At 73.1% G+C, this 20282-nt stretch carries 21 protein-coding genes; 8 read left to right on the forward strand and 13 right to left on the reverse strand.

Annotation, left to right across the window (positions count from 1 at the left end):
* Positions 1 to 209: 209 nt before the first annotated feature.
* The 3 genes from ACR9ZG_RS11285 to ACR9ZG_RS11295 form a co-directional block, all read right to left on the reverse strand.
* Complete coding sequence (locus ACR9ZG_RS11285) at positions 210 to 725, reverse strand: Dps family protein (RefSeq protein ID WP_481284950.1); 516 nt, start codon at positions 723 to 725, stop codon at positions 210 to 212.
* Between the two features lie 186 nt (positions 726 to 911).
* The gene (locus tag ACR9ZG_RS11290) at positions 912 to 1346 is read right to left on the reverse strand and encodes an SRPBCC family protein (RefSeq protein ID WP_481284931.1); all 435 of its coding nucleotides are present in this window, start codon (positions 1344 to 1346) and stop codon (positions 912 to 914) included.
* A gap of 33 nt (positions 1347 to 1379) precedes the next feature.
* Positions 1380 to 2840, reverse strand: coding sequence for a phytoene desaturase family protein (locus ACR9ZG_RS11295; protein ID WP_481284932.1), 1461 nt, complete (start codon positions 2838 to 2840; stop codon positions 1380 to 1382).
* A gap of 255 nt (positions 2841 to 3095) precedes the next feature.
* Between ACR9ZG_RS11295 and ACR9ZG_RS11300 the strand changes: the two genes are divergently transcribed.
* Positions 3096 to 5222, forward strand: coding sequence for a DEAD/DEAH box helicase (locus ACR9ZG_RS11300; protein ID WP_481284933.1), 2127 nt, complete (start codon positions 3096 to 3098; stop codon positions 5220 to 5222).
* Between the two features lie 96 nt (positions 5223 to 5318).
* Here the strand turns inward: ACR9ZG_RS11300 and ACR9ZG_RS11305 are convergent, their stop codons facing one another.
* Complete coding sequence (locus ACR9ZG_RS11305) at positions 5319 to 6200, reverse strand: aminoglycoside phosphotransferase family protein (RefSeq protein ID WP_481284934.1); 882 nt, start codon at positions 6198 to 6200, stop codon at positions 5319 to 5321.
* Between the two features lie 200 nt (positions 6201 to 6400).
* Here ACR9ZG_RS11305 and ACR9ZG_RS11310 point away from each other — a divergent pair, with 200 nt between their 5' ends.
* Positions 6401 to 7768 (forward strand): pyridoxal phosphate-dependent decarboxylase family protein, encoded by a 1368-nt coding sequence (locus ACR9ZG_RS11310; RefSeq protein ID WP_481284935.1) that lies wholly within the window; start codon positions 6401 to 6403, stop codon positions 7766 to 7768.
* A gap of 76 nt (positions 7769 to 7844) precedes the next feature.
* Here ACR9ZG_RS11310 and ACR9ZG_RS11315 read toward each other — a convergent pair whose 3' ends face one another.
* The 3 genes from ACR9ZG_RS11315 to ACR9ZG_RS11325 form a co-directional block, all read right to left on the reverse strand.
* Positions 7845 to 8099 carry a DUF6458 family protein gene (locus ACR9ZG_RS11315; RefSeq protein WP_481284936.1) on the reverse strand — a complete coding sequence of 85 codons (255 nt, stop codon included), beginning with the start codon at positions 8097 to 8099 and terminating at the stop codon, positions 7845 to 7847.
* Between the two features lie 13 nt (positions 8100 to 8112).
* Positions 8113 to 8277, reverse strand: coding sequence for a hypothetical protein (locus ACR9ZG_RS11320; protein WP_167552371.1), 165 nt, complete (start codon positions 8275 to 8277; stop codon positions 8113 to 8115).
* 85 nt (positions 8278 to 8362) lie between these two features.
* Entirely contained in the window at positions 8363 to 8872 is a 510-nt protein-coding gene (locus tag ACR9ZG_RS11325) for a MarR family winged helix-turn-helix transcriptional regulator (protein ID WP_481284937.1), read from the reverse strand.
* Positions 8873 to 8983: 111 nt separating this feature from the next.
* On the opposite strand from ACR9ZG_RS11325, the gene ACR9ZG_RS11330 reads away from it, so the two are divergent.
* Complete coding sequence (locus ACR9ZG_RS11330) at positions 8984 to 10435, forward strand: serine/threonine-protein kinase (protein ID WP_481284938.1); 1452 nt, start codon at positions 8984 to 8986, stop codon at positions 10433 to 10435.
* Positions 10436 to 10439: 4 nt separating this feature from the next.
* On the opposite strand, the gene ACR9ZG_RS11335 is transcribed toward ACR9ZG_RS11330, so the two are convergent.
* Positions 10440 to 11129 (reverse strand): GNAT family N-acetyltransferase, encoded by a 690-nt coding sequence (locus ACR9ZG_RS11335; protein WP_481284939.1) that lies wholly within the window; start codon positions 11127 to 11129, stop codon positions 10440 to 10442.
* Between the two features lie 124 nt (positions 11130 to 11253).
* On the opposite strand from ACR9ZG_RS11335, the gene ACR9ZG_RS11340 reads away from it, so the two are divergent.
* Positions 11254 to 12216, forward strand: a complete 963-nt coding sequence (locus ACR9ZG_RS11340) for a diacylglycerol/lipid kinase family protein (protein ID WP_481284940.1) — start codon at positions 11254 to 11256, stop codon at positions 12214 to 12216.
* An 88-nt stretch (positions 12217 to 12304) separates the two neighbouring features.
* Positions 12305 to 13156: a trypsin-like serine protease gene (locus ACR9ZG_RS11345; protein WP_481284941.1), complete on the forward strand. Its 852-nt coding sequence runs from the start codon at positions 12305 to 12307 to the stop codon at positions 13154 to 13156.
* Here the strand turns inward: ACR9ZG_RS11345 and ACR9ZG_RS11350 are convergent.
* The 5 genes from ACR9ZG_RS11350 to ACR9ZG_RS11370 form a co-directional block, all read right to left on the reverse strand.
* Positions 13153 to 13596, reverse strand: coding sequence for a MarR family winged helix-turn-helix transcriptional regulator (locus tag ACR9ZG_RS11350; RefSeq protein ID WP_481284942.1), 444 nt, complete (start codon positions 13594 to 13596; stop codon positions 13153 to 13155). The genes ACR9ZG_RS11345 and ACR9ZG_RS11350 overlap by 4 nt on opposite strands.
* 93 nt (positions 13597 to 13689) lie before the next feature.
* A complete protein-coding gene (gene argG / locus ACR9ZG_RS11355; RefSeq protein WP_481284943.1) occupies positions 13690 to 15126 on the reverse strand; it encodes an argininosuccinate synthase in 1437 nt (478 codons plus the stop codon).
* A 29-nt stretch (positions 15127 to 15155) separates the two neighbouring features.
* A complete protein-coding gene (locus ACR9ZG_RS11360) occupies positions 15156 to 15776 on the reverse strand; it encodes a D-alanyl-D-alanine carboxypeptidase family protein (RefSeq protein WP_481284944.1) in 621 nt (206 codons plus the stop codon).
* A 147-nt stretch (positions 15777 to 15923) separates the two neighbouring features.
* Positions 15924 to 17621, reverse strand: coding sequence for an amidase (locus ACR9ZG_RS11365; protein WP_481284945.1), 1698 nt, complete (start codon positions 17619 to 17621; stop codon positions 15924 to 15926).
* Entirely contained in the window at positions 17618 to 18664 is a 1047-nt protein-coding gene (locus ACR9ZG_RS11370; RefSeq protein WP_481284946.1) for an agmatine deiminase family protein, read from the reverse strand. The genes ACR9ZG_RS11365 and ACR9ZG_RS11370 overlap by 4 nt, the downstream gene beginning before the upstream one ends.
* 83 nt (positions 18665 to 18747) lie before the next feature.
* On the opposite strand from ACR9ZG_RS11370, the gene ACR9ZG_RS11375 reads away from it, so the two are divergent.
* From ACR9ZG_RS11375 to ACR9ZG_RS11385, 3 genes are read left to right on the forward strand one after another with little or no spacing between them, the layout of a single operon-like run.
* The gene (locus tag ACR9ZG_RS11375) at positions 18748 to 19371 is read left to right on the forward strand and encodes a TetR/AcrR family transcriptional regulator (protein WP_481284947.1); all 624 of its coding nucleotides are present in this window, start codon (positions 18748 to 18750) and stop codon (positions 19369 to 19371) included.
* Between the two features lie 38 nt (positions 19372 to 19409).
* Entirely contained in the window at positions 19410 to 19682 is a 273-nt protein-coding gene (locus tag ACR9ZG_RS11380; protein ID WP_481284948.1) for a type II toxin-antitoxin system TacA family antitoxin, read from the forward strand.
* 25 nt (positions 19683 to 19707) lie between these two features.
* Positions 19708 to 20226: a GNAT family N-acetyltransferase gene (locus ACR9ZG_RS11385; RefSeq protein ID WP_481284949.1), complete on the forward strand. Its 519-nt coding sequence runs from the start codon at positions 19708 to 19710 to the stop codon at positions 20224 to 20226.
* Positions 20227 to 20282: the final 56 nt, after the last annotated feature.

Consider the following 20282-nt stretch of genomic DNA (forward strand, 5'->3'; position numbering starts at 1 on the left):
GTCTGCACCGACCTGGCCGACGACGCCCCGGTCGCGGGCGGCCATTACCGGACCCGCGGGTTGCCCCGAGCCGGCCGGCCGGGCCCAGCCGGCCGCGGGCGCGGTGAACAACCCCGCGGCCCCCCCCCCCCCCCCCCCCCCACCCAAAAACGCCCCCCCCCCCCCCGCCCGGGGCCGGTTACCCCTGGGCGCGCGGGCTGGCTGCCGGGTCAGCCTCGGGTGGGTGTGCGGTTCTCGGCGCTCACCATCCAGGCGAACTGCTCCAGGCGCTCGATGATCGCGTGCAGGAGGTCGGCCGAGGTCGGGTCCTCCTCGTCCACGTCGTCGTGCACCTCGCGCATGGTGCCGACCACGGCCTCCAGGCGCTCGGTGATCAGGTCGACCGTCTCCGCCGTGTCGACCTCGCCGTTCGGGAACTCCGGGAGGCTGGTCTGCTCCGCGACGGTGGCGCTGCGACCGTCCGGGGTCGCGTGCAGCGCCCGCAGGCGCTCGGCCACGTCGTCGCTGAACTCGCGCGCCGCCTCCACGATCTCGTCGAGCTGCAGGTGCAGGTCGCGGAAGTTGCGGCCCACCACGTTCCAGTGCGCCTGCTTGCCCTGCAGGTGCAGCTCGATCAGGTCGACGTGCACGCGCTGGAGGTTCTTCGCCAGCTCGGGCGACGCGACGAAGCCGCGCTCCGCGTGCTCCCGCCGGGTGGAGGCCACCCCCACGTCGCTGCGCCGCACGCTGGTGGTGCGCGGGGCGGTCTTCGCCGCCGTCTTCGTCGTGTCCTTGGTGCTCTTGCCTGCCTTGGTCGCCGTCGCCACGATCGGTTCTCCTTCTCGTTCGCTTACGATGTCGGGCCTCACGGTAGGCCGTCATCGGCCGGCGCAGAACCGGGTTGACAGGATGCGCTGCCGTCCGGCGTGTGCCTACGACCGGCCCACCGCCACCCATTCGAGCCGCCGCAGCGTCTCATGGTTGCGGATGCGCAGCACGACGTCGGCGATGGGCCGCGGGATGCGGGCCGCGATCCCGGCGGTCGGGTGCTCCTCCATCCGCACCACGCTGCCGGTGCCGCGGGGCCGGACCTCGATGGTCACCCGCTCCTCGCCGAACGGCCACGTCTTGGCCTGCAGCACCATCCGCTGGGGCGGCGTCCACTCGTCCACCCTGGTCTCGTCGTTCAGCACGAGCGGCCAGACGCCGATGGAGTGGTGGAGGCGGCACCCGGGCTGCGGGTAGCCGTCGTCGGCCGCGCGCAATCGCGAGGCGCCGACGACCCAGGTCGGGTACACCCACGGATCGGCGAGCACGGCGAAGACCTGCTCGGGGGTGGCCTTCATGCGGCGGACGGTGACGGACACGGGAGCCTCCAACGGTGGGGAGCGGCAGGTGGATCAGGCGGGAGCCAGCGACGGCATGGTGCGGAACCCGAAGTCGTGGCGCAGCGCGCTGCGCGCCGCGTAGTAGCCGCCGAGCCCGTGCACGCCGGGGCCGGGGGCTGCGGAGGCGGATGCGAGGTAGAGGCCCTGGCCCGGCATCCGCCACGGGTCCGGCGACACGACAGGGCGGGCGATCAGCTGCGAGAAGCTCGGCATGCCGGTGGAGATGTCGCCGCCGATGTAGTTCGGGTTGTACGCCTCCATCTCGACCGCCGTCTTCACCGCGCTCCCGAGGACGAGGTCGCGGAACCCGGGTGCGAAGCGCTCGATCTGCCGGATGACGGCTTCGGTGCGGTCGGCGCGCGACCCGGCCGGGACGTGGGTGTACGTCCACAGCACGTGCTTGCCGGCGGGGGCGCGCGAGCCGTCGAACAGCGACGGCTGCGACACGAGCACGTACGGGTCGTCGCTCTCGCGGCCGGAGGCGACCGTCGTCTCGGAGCGGGCCACGGCCTCCCGCGAGCCGCCGAGGTGCACGGTCGCGGTCTCGTTCAGCTCCGGGTTCGCCCACGGCACGGGGCCGGAGAGCGCGAAGTCGACCTTGCATACGCCGTTGCCCGACCGGAACCGGCCGACCGAGCGCAGGTAGGACGCCGGGAGGCGGTCCTGCGCGAGCCGTGCCGCCGCGTCCACGTGGGTGTCGAACACGATGGTGCGGGCGTCCGGGAGGTCGGCGAGGCTCTGCACGTCCACCCCGGTGACCAGCTCGCCGCCGTGCGCCACGAGGTCGTCGACCATCGCGGTCACGATCGACTGCGAGCCGCCGACCGGGATCGGCCAGCCGCGGGCGTGCGCGTACGCGGCCAGCGTGAGGCCCGCGGCAGCGCCCGCCACGCTCGGGAGGGGGAGGGTCGTGTGCGCGAACACGCCCGTCAGCATGGCGCGCGCCTCCTCGGTGCGGAACGGGAGGTTCCACCAGGGTCCGCCCTGGGCGATCGCCGTGAGCCCGAACCGGGCGGCGACGAGCGGATGCCGCGGCACCTGGAACAGCTGGGACCCGGTGAACTGCGCGACGGCGTCGGCCTCGCGGGCCAGCGGGCCGATCATGGCCCGCCAGGCCGGGCCGTCCGGGCCCAGCGCGTCGGCCGTCCGTTCGAGGTCGAGGTAGGCGACGGCCGCGCGCCCGCCGTCGAGCGGATGCGCGTAGGAGGCGGTGGGGGTCACGAACGGCACCCGCCTGTCCAGCTCGAACCTCCGGAAGAAGCCGGAGGCGAACGCCAGCGGATGTACTGCCGAGCACTGGTCGTGCAGGAAGCCCGGCAGCGTCAGCTCCTGGGTGCGCATGCCCCCGCCGGGCGTCGCATTCCGTTCGTAGACCCGGACCGAGAGCCCCGCCCGCGCGAGCGTCAGCGCCGCCGCGAGGCCGTTGGGTCCGGAGCCGATCACGATCGCGTCGAGGGCGTCGATGGAGGGCATGACCCAGGTATACCCCTCGGCATCGCCGATCAGCAGACGCTTCACAGCATCCATCCGGTAAGCTTGATCGGTCGGCTCTTGACACCGCGTTCTGTCACGCGGATGGGTTTGTCAGTCAAGTGGGCCGGTTCCGCACCCGATCGGTGGCGCGGAAGATCACGATGTGAACGGCCCCAGGCGATGCTCTGCCGGGGATTCTCCGGTGCGCTGCTGCGCGCCGCCGCGCACCAGAACGAAACCCAGGAAGAATCACGCATGCCCCCGTACAAGAAGAACGACCGACGCGGCGCCCCCGGCGCCTCCACCGGTTCCGCCGCCGGCCGCTCGGCCGGCAGCCGCAGCCCCAAGCACCGCGGGTACCGCCCCGAGGAGCCGGCCGCCGGCAAGAAGGCCCGCTGGAGCACCGAGGAGCGCGCCGCCCGTGGCCGCTCCGTCTACGGCACGCGCGGCGCCGAGTCCGACGCGTCCGCCGGTCGCGGCCGCGCCGGCCGTGGCGAGCGCCCGAACTGGGAGCCCCGCGGCAAGGACGCCCGCCGCACCGAGCGCGAGTGGGACCGCCGCGACCGCGCCGCCGACCGTCCGCGTCGCGAGTACGACCGGGACGAGCGTCCGGGTCGTTCGTTCGACCGGGATGAGCGTCCGCGTCGGTCGTTCGATGACCGTCCGCGTCGGTCGTTCGATCGGGATGAGCGTCCGCGTCGTGACGCCGATGAGCGTCCGCGTCGTTCGTTCGATCGGGACGAGCGTCCGCGCCGCGACGCCGATGAGCGCCCGCGTCGTTCGTTCGACCGGGACGAGCGTCCGCGTCGTTCCTTCGATGGTGACGACCGTCCGCGTCGCTCCTTCGACCGGGACGACCGTCCGCGTCGCTCCTTCGACCGTGACGAGCGTCCGCGTCGCATGTTCGACCGCGACGAGCGCCCGCGTCGTGACGCCGACGAGCGTCCGCGCCGTTCCTTCGAGCGCGACGAGCGTCCGCGCCGTTCCTTCGACACCGACGAGCGTCCCCGTCGCTCCTTCGACCGGGACGACCGCCCCCGTCGCTCCTTCGACCGCGACGACCGTCCGCGTCGTGACGCCGACGACCGCCCCCGCCGCGACTCCTCCTTCTACCCGTCGCGCGACGACAAGCCCGCCTACACCGCGGATGACGACGTCGTGCTGGAGCGGCTGGAGGCGGAGGCCATCACCGCCGAGGACGTCGAGGGCGTGACCTTCGCCGACCTGGGCCTCGGTGGCAACATCGTCCGCGCGCTGGCCGAGCTCGGCGCCGAGACGCCGTTCCCGATCCAGGCGGCGACCCTGCCCGATGTGCTCGCCGGCAAGGACGTGCTCGGCCGCGGCCGCACCGGCTCCGGCAAGACGATCGCGTTCGGCGCCCCGATGGTCGAGCGGCTCATGCAGCTCTGGGCCGAGTCGGGCAAGTCGGGCGGCAAGCGCCAGCTGGGCCGCGCGCCGCGTGCGCTCATCCTCGCCCCGACCCGCGAGCTCGCCCTCCAGATCGACCGCACCGTGCAGCCGATCGCGCGCAGCGTCGGCCTCTTCACCACGCAGATCTACGGCGGCGTGCCCCAGGGCCGCCAGGTCGGAGCGCTGCAGCGCGGCGTCGACATCGTGATCGGCACCCCCGGCCGCATCGAGGACCTCGTGGAGCAGGGCCGCCTCGACCTCAGCGAGGTCGTCATCACTGTGCTCGACGAGGCCGACCACATGTGCGACCTCGGCTTCCTCGAGCCCGTGCAGCGCATCCTGCGCCATACCGCCGACGGCGGCCAGAAGCTGCTCTTCTCGGCGACCCTCGACAAGGGCGTCGCGCAGCTGGTGGACGAGTTCCTCGTCGAGCCCGCCGTGCACGAGGTGGCGGGCGAGGACCAGGCGTCCTCGACCATCGACCACCGCGTGCTCGTCATCGAGCACCGCGACAAGGGCGCCATCATCGAGCAGCTCGCCGACCGCGACGGCAAGACGCTGGTCTTCGCCCGCACCCGCGCCTTCGCCGAGATGCTGGCCGACCAGCTGGAGGATGCGGGCATCCCCGCGGTCAGCCTCCACGGCGACCTCAACCAGTCGCGGCGCACGCGCAACCTGTCGCAGCTGACCAGCGGCCGCGTGAACGTGCTGGTCGCGACGGACGTCGCCGCCCGCGGCATCCACGTGGACGACATCGACCTGGTCATCCAGGCCGACGCGCCGGACGAGTACAAGACCTACCTGCACCGCGCCGGCCGCACCGGCCGTGCCGGCAAGCAGGGCACGGTCGTGACGCTCATCCCGCGCCACCGCCAGCGCCGCATGAACGAGCTGCTGGAGCGCGCCGAGATCGAGGCGGACTTCGTCCCCACCGCGCCCGGCGACGACCTCCTCCTGACGCTCGCGCAGTAGTCGGCCCGCCCGGCAGCCGCCGAGTACACGAAAAATGCCCCCACGCCCCGGCGTGTCGGGGCATTTTTCCTGTGCTCGGCGGCTGGCGGCGGCGGCTCAGGTGAGCTGGGTCAGGGCGTGCGCGCCCAGGGCGGCCATGCGCGGGTTGTCGTCCGAGTGGGCGGCCAGCGCCGACCCCATCGCGACGGCCCAGCCGCGGGCACGGGCCCAGGTCGCGGCCGAGGGAGGCTGCGGCAGGGCCGCGCGGAACGCCTCCCGCCCCTCCGCATCGAACGTCAGCCATGCCGTCGCGAGGTCGGTCGCCGGGTCGCCCGCGGTCACGTCGCCGAAGTCGATCACCGCCGCCAGGCCGCCGGAGGCGGTCAGCAGCAGGTTGCCGGGATGGAGGTCGCCGTGCAGCCACAGCGCCGGCCCGTCCCACGGTGCCGCGGCCAGCGCGGCCTCCCACGCCGACTGCAGCGGCGTCACGTCGGTCCGCGCCGACAGCCGCTCCAGCCGCTCGCGCACGGCCGCGTCCCGCGCCGCCAGCGGACCTCCCCGCACCGGGTTGTGCGGCGCGTCCGCGGGTGCGGGGACGTGCAGGCGGCCGACGAACGCGGCCAGCTCCTCCGCGATCCCTGCTCGGGCGGCGCCGTCGAGCGACGCCCCGTCCACCCCGTCGAACCAGGGGAGGATGCTCCACGCCCACGGGAACGTCGCGCTCGGCACGCCCACCCGCACGGGTGCGGGCACGGCGACGCCGACCCGCGCGGCGATCGCCGGAAGGGTGCGCTGCTCGTGCTCGATGAGGTGCGCCGCGGCCTCCCGGCGCGGGATGCGCACGGCGAGGTCGGCGCCGAGGCGGAACACGCGGTTGTCCCAGCCGTCCGACACCAGCCGGAGCGGGCCGGCGAGGTCGGGATGCTGCTCCGCGATCAGCCGCGCCACCAGCGTCTCGTCCGCCGCGATGTCGGCCGGCGGGGTGAGGTGGGCGCGCATCCCCCGACGCTAACACCCCCCGGACCACCCGCCGAGTCGTGACATGATGTCGCATCTCGACGCGACTGGTGACAACATGTCACGACTCGGCGTGGGTTGGGCGCGGGAACTGCGCGCGAATGCGGCGTTGGACGCAATAAACGTGTGTCTGGGCGCGTAAAGGTGCACGCGCGGTATGGAAGCATATTCGCGGAGGTCCCATGAACAACACGCCCGACCGCATGCACGCCGTCACGCCGGAGACCCGCGGTCTCGTCGATCTCGTGCTCGACTACTCGCGCCGCCGCATCCTGAGCACCGACACCCCGCTCGACAAGCCGCTGCCCGAGTTCGAGCTGCGGCGGCTGGCGGGTCAGACCGTGTCCGAGGAGGGGATGGGCGGCGAGCGCGCGCTGGCGCTGTTCGAGCACGTCCTCGCTCCCGCATGCATCACGACGGACCACCCGCAGTACCTGTCGTTCATCCCGACCGCTCCGACGAAGGCGGCGACGGCGTTCGACCTCGTCGTGTCGGCCAGCGCCGTCTACGGCGGATCGTGGCTGGAGGGCTCCGGGGCGGTGTACGCCGAGAACCAGGTGCTCGCGTGGCTGGCGAGCGAGTTCGGCCTCCCGCCGACCGCGGGCGGCGTGTTCGTGCAGGGCGGCACGCTCGGCAACCTGTCCGCGCTCGTGGCGGCCCGCGAGAATGCGCGCGCCGAGCGAGGCAACCCCGCCGGCCGCTGGGTGATCGTGTGCAGCGCGGAGGCGCACTCCTCGGTGGCGTCGGCCGCCCGGGTCATGGATGTGGACGTCGTCGCCGTGCAGCCGGGCGAGTCCGGCGTGCTCACGGGCGACGTGGTCCGCCCGGCGCTGGAGGAGTACGGTCCGGCGGTGTTCGCCGTCGTGGCCACCGGCGGTTCGACCAACTTCGGGATCGTCGACGACATCGCCTCCATCGCGGCGCTGAAGAGGGACCACAGCTTCTGGCTGCACGTCGACGGCGCCTACGGCCTGGCCGGGATGCTGTCGCCGGCCGCCCGCCCGCTCTTCGCCGGGGTGGAGGAGGCCGACTCGGTCATCGTCGACCCGCACAAGTGGCTGTTCGCGCCGTTCGACGCGTGCGCGCTGATCTACCGCGACCCCGAGACCGGGCGCCGCGCGCACACGCAGCACGCCGAGTACCTCGACACGCTGACCGAGACCGCGGAGTGGAGCCCGTCCGACTACGCGGCGCACCTCACGCGGCGGGCGCGCGGCCTCCCGTTCTGGTTCTCGCTCGCGAGCCACGGCGCGAAGGCGTACCGGGATGCCGTGACCGCGTCCCTCGAGCTGGCCCAGCGGGTCGCGGCCGAGGTCGAGCGGAGGGAGGGGCTGCGCCTGGTCCGCCGCCCGCAGCTGTCGGTCGTGGTGTTCGAGAAGGACGGCTGGACCAAGGAGGACTACGCGCGCTGGTCGGCCCGGCTGCTGGAGGAGCAGCGTGCCTTCGTCACCCCGAGCTCGCACAACGGGCGCCCGAACACGCGGTTCGCCATCTTGAATCCGCTGACCAGGTTCGAGGACCTGGTCGCGATCCTCGACTCGATGGAGTAATGCGGCCCGTCCGGACAGACGACGAGCCCCGCACCGGATGCCGGTGCGGGGCTCGTGCCATCGAGAGGGGGAGGTGTCAGACGAGGTCGTCCGACTCGCTGCTGCGGCGGGTGACCCGCTCGCCGGTCGCAGGATCGACCGCCGAGCGCGTCGTCGCCACGGAGCTGCGACGCCGGGTGAGCAGCACGATCCCGATGATGATGCCGACAGCGCCGGCGATCATCAGGATGTAGCCCACCAGGTGGAGGTCGATCCAGTCGACCTGGACGTTGAGGGCGAACGCGAGGACGGCGCCGATGACGAACAGCACGATCCCCGTGCCGAGGCTCATGGGAGAGCCTCTTCTAGACCCGGCGGCTGCCGGTCAGCAGCCGTACCAGCCAGACGATCACCGCGAGGACGAGCAGGATGATGCCGACCCACAGGAGGAAGTTCAACGACTGCACGAAACCACCGGTGAGCAGGAGGATGATCGCGATGATGGCGATGATGATGAGCAGGATGTTCATGGAGAAGTGTCCTTTCCTTGACACGATCCACCAAACAACTCGTTCATCTGCCTAGCAATCCCCTTGACTTGGGCAGTGCTTCGGCCTATTTTCGCGCCGACCGCGACGAGATCCGGTCCACCGTCTCGCGCATCTTCAGCAGGAAGCGCGTGACCGTCTGCGCCTCGTCGGGGCTGAGTTCGGCGGTGGCCGCCGCGATCTGCTCCTGCGCGGCGGCGAGCAGCGGGCCGGTGTCGCCGAGGGCCGCGGTGGTGGGGACGAGCTCGGTCGAGCGCTTGTCCACGAGGCTCTGGCGCCGCTCGACGAATCCGCCCCGGACGAGCCGGTCGATCAGGGCGCTGGTGGAGGCGCTGGAGACGCCGAGATAGGCGCTCACATCCTTCGGGACGGTGGGCCGGCCGGCGGCGGTGTTGTCGAGGATGAGCCGAAGCGCCAGGAGGTCGTTGTCGCCGATCCCCATCGCGGCGCCCGTCCTGCGCCGCATCGCGGCCTCGGCGGCCCGGTAGACCTGCAGCGCCTCGAGGACGTCGCTGTCGGGGCGCGGCGCGTCCGCAGGCCCCTGCTGCGGCTGCGTCGGCTCCGGTACGTGCTCCACCTCTCCCACTGATGCCCTTCCGGCGCGAGCGCGCAACCGGGTCGGCCCCGACTGTCGGCGTTTTCACGGCGACCGGTGGCGCGCCTCCGCGGGGCGCGTAAGCTGCGCGACGTGGAAGACGGACTCCTGCTCGGCCGGTACGAGCTGCACGAACGGCTCGGCCGCGGCGGCATGGCGTCGGTGCACCGCGCCATCGACACGCAGCTGGGTCGCGCCGTCGCCGTCAAGCTCTTCCCCGCGGGCACCGCCGTCGACGACGCCCGCCGCCGCGCGGAGGCCACTCTGCTGGGCCGGCTCAGCCACCCGAACCTCGTCGCGCTGCACGACGCGCACCTGGCGGCGGAGGGCGACACCACCCCGACCTTCCTCGTGCTGGAGCTCGTGGACGGCAGCGACCTGCGGTCCCGCATGGCCGAGGGCCCGATCGCGCCCGAACTGGCCACGACGATCGCCACCGACATCGCGGAGGCGCTCGTCGCCGTGCACGAGGCCGGGATGGTGCACCGCGACCTGAAGCCGGCGAACATCCTCGTCGCCGACCCGGCCGTGCCGGGCGGACGGCCGGTCGTCAAACTCGCGGACTTCGGCATCGCGCACCTCGTCGGTGCCGAGCGCCTGACCACCGTCGGCACGATCATCGGCACGGCCGCCTACCTCAGCCCGGAGCAGGCGTCGGGTGCGCAGGCCGGACCTCCCGCCGACATCTACGCCCTCGGCCTGGTGGTGCTGGAGGCGCTGACCGGTCGCACCGAGTTCCCCGGAACGCCCGTGGAGGCGGTGGCGGCCCGTATCACGCGCGACCCGCGGATCCCGGGGAGCCTCCCCGAGGACTGGCGCGGCCTGCTCGCCGCCATGACCGCCCGCGACCCGGCGCTGCGGCCGACCGCCCTCGAGACCGCGATCATGGCGCGGGAGCTCGCACCGCAGCTCGCCGGGTGGATGCCGGACGCCGCGGAGGAGCCGGAGGACACGCGCGTGCTCGGCGGCGTGTCCGCCGGGGTGACCGTGATCGGCGGTGCCGCCGCGGCGTCGGTCGCGACCGTGCCGATGTCGGTGAGCTCACCGGTCTCGCCGACCTCGCCGATGTCGGTGAGCTCACCGGTCGCGCCGACGGGGCCGACCGCGCCCACCGCGCTGCTGGCGAGACCGCGCCGCACGCGTCGGCGCCGCGCCGCGCTCGGGCTGGGGCTCGGCGCGGGCATCGCGGCGATCGCGGCCGCCACGCTGGTCTTCGGCAGCCTCCTGGCGCCCGCGGCGGAGGGTCCGGAGACGGTGCGGACGCCGCGTCCGACGCCGACGGTGGTGGCGCCTCCCGCGACGGTCGCGCCCGCGGTGGTGCCCGAGGACCAGGCGCCGGCGGAGGACACGCAGCAGACCGTCGACGACAGCAGCGGCAACGGCGGAAGCGGTCAGGACAACAGCGGCCCCGGCGGCCCGGCCGACAAGCCGGCGAAGCCTGAGAAGGCCGAGAAGCCCGCCGGCCCCGCGAAGGCGCCGAAGGACACCTCCGGCAGCGGCCCCGGCAGCAACAGCGGCAAGGGCAAGGGCGGCGAGAAGAAGTAGCGGGCTAGCCCGCCCGGCACACCAGGATCGAGACCGCCCGGCGCGCCCGGAAGCCGAGCCGCTCGTACACGGCGACGGCCCGGTCGTTCGCGGCCTCGACGTGCAGGAACGGCCGCTCACCGCGCGCGACGATCCCGGCGATCACCGCCGCCATCGCCTGGGCCGCGTACCCCCGCCCGCGGAACGCGGGATCGGCGCACACCGCGCTGACCTCGCACCACCCCTCCGGCCGCATCCGCTGCCCCGCCATCGCCGCGAGCCGGCCGCCGACGCGCACGCCGCGGTAGCCGCCGAACTCGATGGTCCGCTCCAGGAAGGGGCCGGGCCGCGTCCGCTCGACCAGGTCGAGGGCCTCCGGCACATCGGCGTCGCCGAGTGCGACCAGGCGGGCCTCCCCGCCCTCCAGCGCGGGAAGCACCGGCGCCTCGGGTCGCTCGTAGACGTACTGCACCGCGTCGTACGCGCCCAGCGTCTCCCAGCCGGCGGGAGGCTCGTCCGCGAAGACGCCGACGGTCGCGCCGGCGCCGACCACCCGCCCGAGGTGGTCGAACGCCGCCGGGTCGCCGGGATCGGCCACCGCGGCGAACGGGGAGACATCCGCGCGGTAGCGCCGGGCGCGGTCGTCGCCGACGGAGAGGGAGCGGTGCGCGCCGGTGAGGGCGTGCCAGGCGGGATTGTCGAGCAGGTGGTGCATCCCCCCAGCCTGGCATGACAGCGGAGCGGGTTCCCCCAGGGTCGCCCCGCAGGTACTGTCGGGAGGCACCGCGCCGCAGCCTCCACCGCCCTGCACCGGGGCCCGCCACACCCGAAGGGACCGCATGAGCATCGCCGCGATCGTCGTCAATCCCGTCAAGGTCGATGCGGACGCCCTGCGCGCCGCCCTGTCGGCCGCCGAGGAGCGCTGGGGCTGGGAGCCCACGCTCTGGATCGAGACCACCGCGGAGGACCCCGGCACCGGCCAGGCGCGCGAGGCGCTCGACCGCGGCGCCGACGTGGTGATCGCCGCGGGCGGCGACGGAACCGTGCGAACGGTCGCGGAGGTGCTGCGCGGCACGGATACGCCGCTCGCGCTGCTGCCCAGCGGGACCGGCAACCTCCTGGCCCGCAACCTCGACCTGACGCTCGACGACGTCGACCACGCCCTCGACACCGCGCTGAACGGCGACGACCGGCCGATCGACGTCGGCGTCGCCGAGCTGCGCGAGGGCGACGGCCGCACCCGCCGCCACGCCTACCTGGTGATGGCCGGGCTCGGCATCGACGCGCAGATGATCGCGGCGACCGACGACGACCTCAAGGCCAAGGCCGGCTGGCTCGCCTACGTGAAGGCCATCGCCAAGGTGCTGCGCGACAAGAACGAGCTGCGGCTGCGCTACCAGCTCGACGGCGGCCGGGTGCACGGGATGCGCGCCCACACCGTGCTGATCGGCAACTGCGGCAGCCTCCCGGCGAACATCCTCCTGCTCCCGGAGGCGGCGGTCGACGACGGCGAGTTCGACATCGTCGTGCTGCGGCCGGAGGGGTTCGTCGGCTGGGTGCAGATCATCGTCAAGATCTTCTGGGAGAACGGCATCATGCGCCGCACCTCCGTCGGCCGCCGGCTGATGGGCGCCGACAAGGAGGTGCGGGCGATGAACTACCTCAAGGGCCGCGAGTTCGTGCTCCGGCTCAGCCGGCCGCAGGAGGTCGAGCTCGACGGCGACCTGTTCGGCCGCGCCTCCGCCCTCAAGACGTGGATCGACCCGCGCAGTCTGAAGGTGCGGATTCCGAAGGACGCGTGAGCGGCTGCGGCCGCCGGTGCTTGGCCCCCGTCCGAGGGATGGGCATACTCGGAGGATCGAAACCGCTCCGAGATCCAAAGGGGGATCCATGCGCAAGAGAATCCTGGCCGCCGCCATCGCGTTGGCCGCATTCGCCGGACTGGCCGTCGGCACACCCGCCGTCGCCAGCACGGGTGGGCTCGCCGACGGCGACAAGCACCCTGACGTCGGTCTGATCCTGTTCTACGACGCCGACGGGCGCTTCCGCTGCTCGGCGACGCTGGTGTCGCCGACCGTCGTGCTGACCGCCGCGCACTGCACCTCCGGAACGCTGGGCAAGACGCTCGTCACGTTCGACTCCGTGATCGCCGAGCAGCCGCCCGCGCCGTTCCCGGTCGCCGCCGACCCGAGCGTCGGGTTCACCGCCGCCGAGATCGCCGCCGCCGGCTACATCTCGGGAACGGCGTACACGCATCCGGACTATTCGGACTTCACCGACACCGCCAACTGGAACGACGTCGGCGTCATCGTGCTCGACCAGCCCGTCGCCTCGCATGGAACCGGGTACCCGCAGATCGCGCCCGTCGGCACGCTGGACGCGATCAAGAAGAGCGACCTGTCGAAGACCCTGTTCACCGCGGTCGGCTACGGGACCGAGGTCCGCAAGCCGGAGACCGGCCCGCAGAAGCCGCAGCCGATGAGCTACCCGCTCCTGCGCCGCTACGTCGACATGCCCGGCCAGAAGCTGACGCCGCAGATCCTGCAGACCAACGGCAACCCGAACGACACGCGCGGAACCGGCGGGACCTGCTTCGGCGACTCGGGCGGCCCCGTGTTCCTCGGCGACCAGCTGGTCGCCGTGACGAGCTACGGCTACACCGACAACTGCCGGTACCTCGGCGGCTACCAGCGGGTCGACATCCCGGTGGTCGACGCCTGGCTGGCGACCTTCGGGGTCTAGCGGCCGGGCAGCGACTCCGCCGCCACGATCTGGATGAGCGCTCGCCGCAGGGCGTCGCGGTCGTCGACCTCGGGGAACACCTCGTCCTCCAGGCCGCTGACGCCCGCGAAGGCGTCGCGTCCGGCCGGGGTGATCGCCAGGACGTGGCGGCGGCGGTCGCGCGGGTCGGGGGTGCGGGTGACGAGTCCCTCCCGCTCCAGCCGGTCGACCGTGCGCGACATGGTCTGCGCCTCCACCTGGGCGATCCGGGCCAGGTCGGCCTGCGAGTCGACGCCGTTCTCGAGCAGGTGCAGCACGATCAGGCCGGCGTGGGTGAGGCCCCGGGCCTCCAGGGCGTCGGCCCAGGCGCGCTCGACGGCACGGGAGGCGGCGCCGAGCAGCCGGCCGAGGGGCCAGTTCTCGGGGCGGTGCACCTCCGCCTCGACACCGTCGCTGTTCATGCCCTCATCCTACGAGCCGTCGCTTGTGCGACGAGTTGACGCAACACGCCGTCCGGGCCGAGGCCCGGACGGCGTGTTGTGACAAGCGGATGGTCAGTCGGTGCCGGAGTCGAACGCGGCGCCCTCCGAGCTCGCGTCGATCTCGCGCGAGAGCTCGTCGTCGGCGGGTGCGACATCCACCTCGAGGATCGAGCGGGCGCTGCCCTCCTCCAGAGCGCCGACCAGCTCGGCGGTCGGGCCGCCGATGAGGCCGGCCGCCGCGTACTGCTCCAGGCGCGAGCGGGAGTCGGCGATGTCGAGGTTGCGCATGGTCAGCTGGCCGATGCGGTCGCCCGGGCCGAAGGCGGCGTTGCCGACGCGCTCCATCGACAGCTTGTCCGGGTGGTAGCTGAGCGCCGGGCCGGTCGTGTCGAGGATCGTGTAGTCGTCGCCGCGGCGCAGGCGGAGGGTGACCTCGCCCGTGATCGCAGAGCCGACCCAGCGCTGCAGCGACTCGCGCAGCATGAGCGACTGCGGGTCGAGCCAGCGGCCCTCGTACATCAGGCGGCCGAGGCGGCGGCCCTCGTTGTGGTAGTTCGCGACCGTGTCCTCGTTGTGGATGGCGTTGAGGAGGCGCTCGTACACGATGTGCAGCAGCGCCATTCCCGGGGCCTCATAGATGCCGCGGCTCTTGGCCTCGATGATGCGGTTCTCGATCTGGTCGGAGGCGCCGAGCCCGTGCCGTCCGCCGATCGCGTTCGCCTCCAGCACCAGGGCCACCGGGTCGTCGAACACGACGCCGTTGATGGCGACCGGCCGGCCCGCCTCGAAGCGGACCGAGACGGTCTCGGGAGCGACCTCGACGTCCTCCCGCCAGGCGGCGACGCCCATGATCGGGTCGACGATGTCGAGGCCGGCGTCCAGCTCCTCCAGGCGCTTGGCCTCGTGCGTGGCGCCCCAGATGTTGGCGTCGGTCGAGTACGCCTTCTCGCTCGGGTCGCGGTACGGGAAGCCGCGCGCGACGAGCCACTCGCTCATCTCGGTGCGGCCGCCCAGCTCCTCCACGAACGCGGAGTCGAGCCACGGCTTGTAGATGCGCAGGCGCGGATTGGCGACCAGGCCGTAGCGGTAGAACCGCTCGATGTCGTTGCCCTTGTAGGTGGAGCCGTCGCCCCAGATCTCGACCCCGTCCTCCATCATCGCGCGCACCAGCATGACGCCGGTGACCGCGCGGCCGAGCGGGGTGGTGTTGAAGTACGTCTTGCCGCCGGAGCGGATGTGGAAGGCGCCGCACTGCAGGGCGATGAGACCCTCCTCGACGAGCGCGCGCTTGGCGTCGACCAGGCGCGCGATCTCGGCGCCGTACTCCCGGGCGCGGCCGGGGACCTCGTCGATGTTCGGCTCGTCGTACTGCCCGATGTCGGCGGTGTAGGTGCAGGGGATCGCACCCTTCTCACGCATCCACGCGACCGCGCAGGAGGTGTCGAGACCCCCCGAGAACGCGATCCCGACTCGCTCACCGACCGGAAGACTGCTCAGAACCTTGGACACGCGTCAAGCTTAGCGGGGGCGGTGGAGCCCTATCCGCGCCCGTCCGCCGCCGGCGCCGGGCACTCTCCGCCTGGCTCGGTCAGCAGCTCGAAGTGCCACGCCTCGTTCGCGTAGGCCTGGCAGAGACCCCAGTCCGCGCCGAAGCGGGTGAGGAAGTCCATGCCGTCGGCGGTCGCGATGTCGACGGCGTCGCCGGAGACGTGGGCGGAGTCGGTGCCGCGCTTGACCCAGCGGGACGCCTCCTCCTCGCTGCCGTACTGCTCCACCGCCTGCGCGAACAGGTACTCCTGGTAGCGCTCGGACCGCCAGCCGTCGGCGATCGTGAGCTCGGTGCCGCGCTGCTCGGCGGCGTCATCGGCGGCGCGGAGGGCGTCGCGCAGCTCCGGGTCGAGGCGCGTCACCGCGGGCAGGTCGCTGTCGAGGGCCAGCGAGGAGCCGTCGGGGATGTAACCGTCGTCGTCGGTCAGCTGGTCGGCGGACGAGACCGACGGGAGCCGGGGCGCGGCAGCGGCGTCGCCTCCGTTCGCGCCGGATCCGCTCGCGAGCGGGTCGGCGAGCTGCGCGGAGCTGCAGCCAGTGGTGATCCCGGCGAGGGCGGCGACGAGGGAGACGGCGAGGGCGGTGCGCACGAGGCGGGTGGAGGAGACCATGCCTCAACGCTCGCAGCCGCCCGGTCGCCGCCGCGTCCCCCGCGAGCCGCATCCGCCTCCCTCTCGAGAGGGACCCCGCCAGCCGCCGAGCACAGGAAAATCGTCGCCGGTCGCGCCGAATCGCGACATTTTTCCTGTGCTCGGCTGCTAGAGGCGCGGGGTGCGCGGGGGCTCGGTGCGGCGCGGGGCGAGGCGCTCGAAGGCGGCGGCCAGCGCGAGCAGGCGCGTGTCGTCGTAGGCGCGCCCGGCGAAGGTGAGGCCGACGGGCATCCCGGTGTCGGGCATGGTGCCCAGCGGCACGGTCACGGTCGGGATGCCGAGGTGCCGCGGCACGAGGTTGCCGTTCGCCACCCACACGCCGTTGCGCCAGCCGAGGTCGGCCGAGGCGGGGTTCACGTCCATGTCGGCCGGGGCGACGTCGGCGACGGCGGGGAAGACGACGGCGTCGAGGCCGTTCGCGTCCATCCACTGCTCCAGGTCGACGCGGCGGGTCTCTTCGAGGCCGCGGAGCCCGGCCTCCAGCTCCGGGATGTCGGTCAGCGTCGTTCCGGGGTGCTCCCGCACCCACGCGGGGTACTCGGCGATGTCGTCGTCGAAGCCGGTGTACCGGTCGGGCAGAGCTCCGGGAGGCGCGGGGAAGATGGTCGCGCCGTCCACGTCCGCGAGGGTCGAGAGGGCCGGGTCGCCGTTGGCGCGCAGGAAGTCGTCCCACGCCCACGCGGAGAGGTCGACGATCTCGCGGTGCAGGTACTCGGGCGAGACGAGTCCGCGGGTGAAGACGGTCGGCGCGCCCGGCCGGTCGCCCTCGTAGTTCGACACCACCGGGAAGTCGGTCTCGACCACGGTCGCGCCGGCGGCTTCGAGGTCGCGGCGGGCGGCCTCCCACAGCTCCACGATGGAGGGGCGCGTCTCGATCCGCTGCCCGGTCGGGCCGCCGATGCCCGGGTGCTCGGCCGTGCCGGCCTCGGGGTCGGCATTGATGTACATGCGCGGGATGCCGACCCGCGCGCCCGCCAGCGACGCGTCGGCGGCGACGACCGGGTACGACGCCGGCCGCAGCGTCGATGCGGCGGGGATCGGCACCCAGGGCTGGGCGCGCCAGAAGTCGCCGCGCGTCTCGGCGTCGTCCGCGACGATCACGTCGAGCACCTCCAGCAGGTCCGCCATGGTGCGCGTGTGCGGCACGACGACATCCATCGTCGGCACCAGCGGCCAGTTGCCGCGCACCGAGATGACACCGCGCGACGGCGTGTAGGCGCAGAGGGCGTTGTTGGAGGCCGGGGCCCGGCCCGACGACCAGGTCTCCTCCCCGAGGCCGAACGCCGCGAAGCTCGCCGCCGTCGCCGTGCCGGAGCCGTTGGAGGACCCCGAGCCGAAGGCGGCCGTCAGATACTCGCCGTTGTACGGGCTCTCGGCGCGGCCGTAGACGCCGCGCTGCATGCCGCCGTTGGCCATCGGGGGCATGTTGGTGAGGCCGAGCAGGATCGCGCCTCCCGCCCGCAGGCGCTCGATCGTGAAGGCGTCGCGCTGGGCGACCAGGTGCTCGAACGCGGGCGAGCCCGCCGCGGCCGTGAGGCCCTTCGCGAGGTAACTGTCCTTGGCGGTATACGGGATGCCGTCGAGCGGGCCGAGCGTCTCGCCGCGGGACCGGCGCGCGTCGGAGGCGCGCGCCTCCTCCAGGGCGTCCGGGTTGCGGACGACGACCGCGTTCAGCCGTGGGCCGGCGCTGTCGTAGGCGTCGATGCGGGCGAGGTAGGCGGTCACCAGCTCGACGGCGGTGGTGCGACCCGCCTCGAGGGCCTCCCGCAGCTCGGCGATCCCGGCCTCGACGACGTCGATGCTCACTCGCTCACCGCCTTCGGGAGGGCCGGCTGCTGCTGCGTGATGCAGTGGATGCCGCCGCCGCGCGCGAAGATCGGGCGCGAGTCGATCATGCTGACCCGGCGGCCGGGGTAGGCGGCTTCGAGGATCTCGGTCGCCTCCGCGTCGGCGCGCTCCTCGCCGAAGCCGCACGCGATCACGCCGCCGTTGACCACGAGGTGGTTCACGTAGCTCCAGTCGACGAAGCCCTCCTCATCGCGCAGCGTCTCGGGCGCCGGGAGGTCGATGATGTCCCAGCCGCGGCCCGCCGCGTCGGTCGTGTCGGCGAGCAGCGCGCGCAGCTCGCGGCTGACGGCGTGGTCGGGGTGCTCGGGGTTGCGCTGGGTATGCAGCAGCAGGCGGCCGGGGGAGGGGATGGTCGCGACGATGTCGACGTGGCCGTTCGTCCCGAAGTCGTCGTAGTCGCGGGTCAGGCCGCGGGGCAGCCAGACCACGTGGGTGGCGCCGATCGTGCGGGCGAGCTCCGCCTCCACCCTGGCCTTGTCGGCGTAGCGGTTGCGGCGCGGATCGAGCTGCACGGTCTCGGTGACGAGCACGGTGCCCGCGCCGTCGACGTGGATGCCGCCGCCCTCGTTGACGAGGAGGGAGCTGACGAGCTCGGCGCCCGTGCGCTCGGCGACGAAGCGCGCGATCTCGGCCGACTTCTCCCACTCGGCCCACGCCGGGTCGCCCCAGCCGTTGAACACCCAGTCGACGGCGCCGAGCACGCCGGGGCGCTCGTCGTCGACGACGAAGGTCGGGCCGAAGTCGCGCATCCAGAACTCGTCGAGCGGCGCCTCCACCTGCTCGATGTGCGAGCCGAGCATGCGCCGGGCGCGCTCGCGCTCCGACGGGTCGACGACCATCGTGACCGGCTCGAACTCGGCGGTCGCGTGGGCGACGGCGGTCCAGGCGGCGTAGGCCTCCTCGGCGGAGGCGGCGTCGTCGCCGAGGGTGAGGCCCGCGCGGGGGAAGGCCATCCAGGTGCGCTCGTGGGGTGCGGTCTCGGCGGGCATGCGCCAGGTCATGGTGGCCTCCGTGCGTCGGTGCGTGGGCTGATTGTTGATCGTGCGATCAACAACGGCACGAAACTACCTATACTGATCGCACGATGTCAAGAGCAGCGCAGCCTCCGACCCGCCGCCGACCGCCGGCCGAGCGCCGCGCCGAGCTCGCCGCCACCGCCAGCGCCCTGGCGCTCGCCGAGGGGCTCACCGCGGTGACGCTGCGCGGCGTCGCGGCCCGCGCCGGCGTGACGCCCGCCCTGGTCGCGCACTACCACCCGGTGATGGACGAGCTGGTCGCCTCGGCCTTCTCCTCGGTCGTCTCCGTCGAGCTCGCGGAGGTGCGGGCGATGCTCGACGCCATTCCCGACCCGACCTCCCGCGTCGCCGCCCTGGTCGCCACGCTGCTCGACGGCACGCGCGACGAGGTCACGGTGGTCTGGGTGGAGGCGTGGGCCCTCGGCCGCCGCAACGACGCGCTGGCGGGCGCGGTGCGGGAGCAGATGGACGCGTGGCAGTCCGTGATCCGCGCCGTCATCGAGGAGGGCGCCGCGACGGGCGTCTTCACCGTCGACGACCCAGCCGCGACCGCCTGGCAGCTCCTCGGCATGATCGACGGACTCAACGCTCAGGGCCTCGTGCGCTGGGGAGGCGCCGGCGACCGCGGCCCGCTGCTGGCGCGAGCGGTGGAGGGGATGCTCGGGGTGGGGCGCGGGGCGCTGGCGTCGTAGTGGGGTGCGTGTACGGAAATCTGCCGTACACTAGGAGGATGGCGACCACGAAGGACAAGCGGCTCGAGCTGCGCGTGAGCGGGCACCAGAAGGAGCTCATCGAGCAGGCCGCCGCGATCGAAGGCCGGAATGTGTCCGACTTCGCCACGACGGCGCTCACCGAGCGAGCGGCGGAGGTCATCCGCCGCGAGCGCGAGCTGCAGCTCGAGGCCGAGGCGTTCGACCGCTTCGCGGCGCTCCTCGACGAGCCGGCAGCGACGATCGACGGACTCGCCGACCTCCTCCGCCGTCCGTCGGTGTTCATCGACTGACCCGCACCGAGAAGCACCACCCACAGTGAGCAGCTACCACGCCCCGCGCGCGCTGAAGGCCGGCGACATCACCTCGGACTTCGAGTGCGGCAACGGCGCTCTCGATCGCTGGCTCCGCGGGTGGGCTCGCCACAACGAGGCCGGGGGCGCCTCTCGCACGTTCGTCTCGGTGACCGCGGACACCGGTCACGTCGCCGGCTTCTACTGCCTCGCCGCGAGTTCGCTGGTGCGCAAGGACGCGCCGGGCGCGCTCTCGCGCAACATGCCCGACCCCATCCCGGTCGTCCTCATCGGCCGGCTGGCGGTGGATCGCCGGCACGCTGGAAAGGGCCTCGGCTCGTCTCTTCTGCAGCATGCGGTCCTCCAGTCCGTCCGCGTCGCCGAGACGATCGGGATGCGCGCGGTCATCGTCCACGCAAAGGGCGACCGCGCCGTGGCCTTCTACGAGCGCTTCGGCTTCAGGCGGTTCCCCGACGGCAGCGAACGCGTCCTCTACCTGCGAGCCGCCGACGCTGTCGCGACCATCACGGGGCAGGCGACCTGACGCGGAAGGGGCCCGGCGGTCATCCCGCCGGGCCCCTTCACTCGCGTGGATCGCGT

The sequence above is a fragment of the Leifsonia sp. KNZ12-8B genome, from assembly GCF_056755495.1.

Bases quoted from the DNA above. Each gene is read 5' to 3' on its own strand.
- ACR9ZG_RS11380 (WP_481284948.1), top strand. From the start codon at position 19,410: ATGGCGACCACGAAGGACAAGCGGCTCGAGCTGCGCGTGAGCGGGCAC.
- ACR9ZG_RS11300 (WP_481284933.1), top strand. From the start codon at position 3,096: ATGCCCCCGTACAAGAAGAACGACCGACGCGGCGCCCCCGGCGCCTCC.
- ACR9ZG_RS11350 (WP_481284942.1), bottom strand. From the start codon at position 13,596: ATGAACAGCGACGGTGTCGAGGCGGAGGTGCACCGCCCCGAGAACTGG.
- ACR9ZG_RS11320 (WP_167552371.1), bottom strand. From the start codon at position 8,277: ATGAACATCCTGCTCATCATCATCGCCATCATCGCGATCATCCTCCTG.
- ACR9ZG_RS11295 (WP_481284932.1), bottom strand. From the start codon at position 2,840: ATGCCCTCCATCGACGCCCTCGACGCGATCGTGATCGGCTCCGGACCC.
- ACR9ZG_RS11315 (WP_481284936.1), bottom strand. From the start codon at position 8,099: ATGAGCCTCGGCACGGGGATCGTGCTGTTCGTCATCGGCGCCGTCCTC.
- ACR9ZG_RS11360 (WP_481284944.1), bottom strand. From the start codon at position 15,776: ATGGTCTCCTCCACCCGCCTCGTGCGCACCGCCCTCGCCGTCTCCCTC.
- ACR9ZG_RS11370 (WP_481284946.1), bottom strand. From the start codon at position 18,664: ATGACCTGGCGCATGCCCGCCGAGACCGCACCCCACGAGCGCACCTGG.
- ACR9ZG_RS11335 (WP_481284939.1), bottom strand. From the start codon at position 11,129: ATGCACCACCTGCTCGACAATCCCGCCTGGCACGCCCTCACCGGCGCG.
- ACR9ZG_RS11345 (WP_481284941.1), top strand. From the start codon at position 12,305: ATGCGCAAGAGAATCCTGGCCGCCGCCATCGCGTTGGCCGCATTCGCC.
- ACR9ZG_RS11310 (WP_481284935.1), top strand. From the start codon at position 6,401: ATGAACAACACGCCCGACCGCATGCACGCCGTCACGCCGGAGACCCGC.
- ACR9ZG_RS11375 (WP_481284947.1), top strand. From the start codon at position 18,748: ATGTCAAGAGCAGCGCAGCCTCCGACCCGCCGCCGACCGCCGGCCGAG.
- ACR9ZG_RS11340 (WP_481284940.1), top strand. From the start codon at position 11,254: ATGAGCATCGCCGCGATCGTCGTCAATCCCGTCAAGGTCGATGCGGAC.
- ACR9ZG_RS11305 (WP_481284934.1), bottom strand. From the start codon at position 6,200: ATGCGCGCCCACCTCACCCCGCCGGCCGACATCGCGGCGGACGAGACG.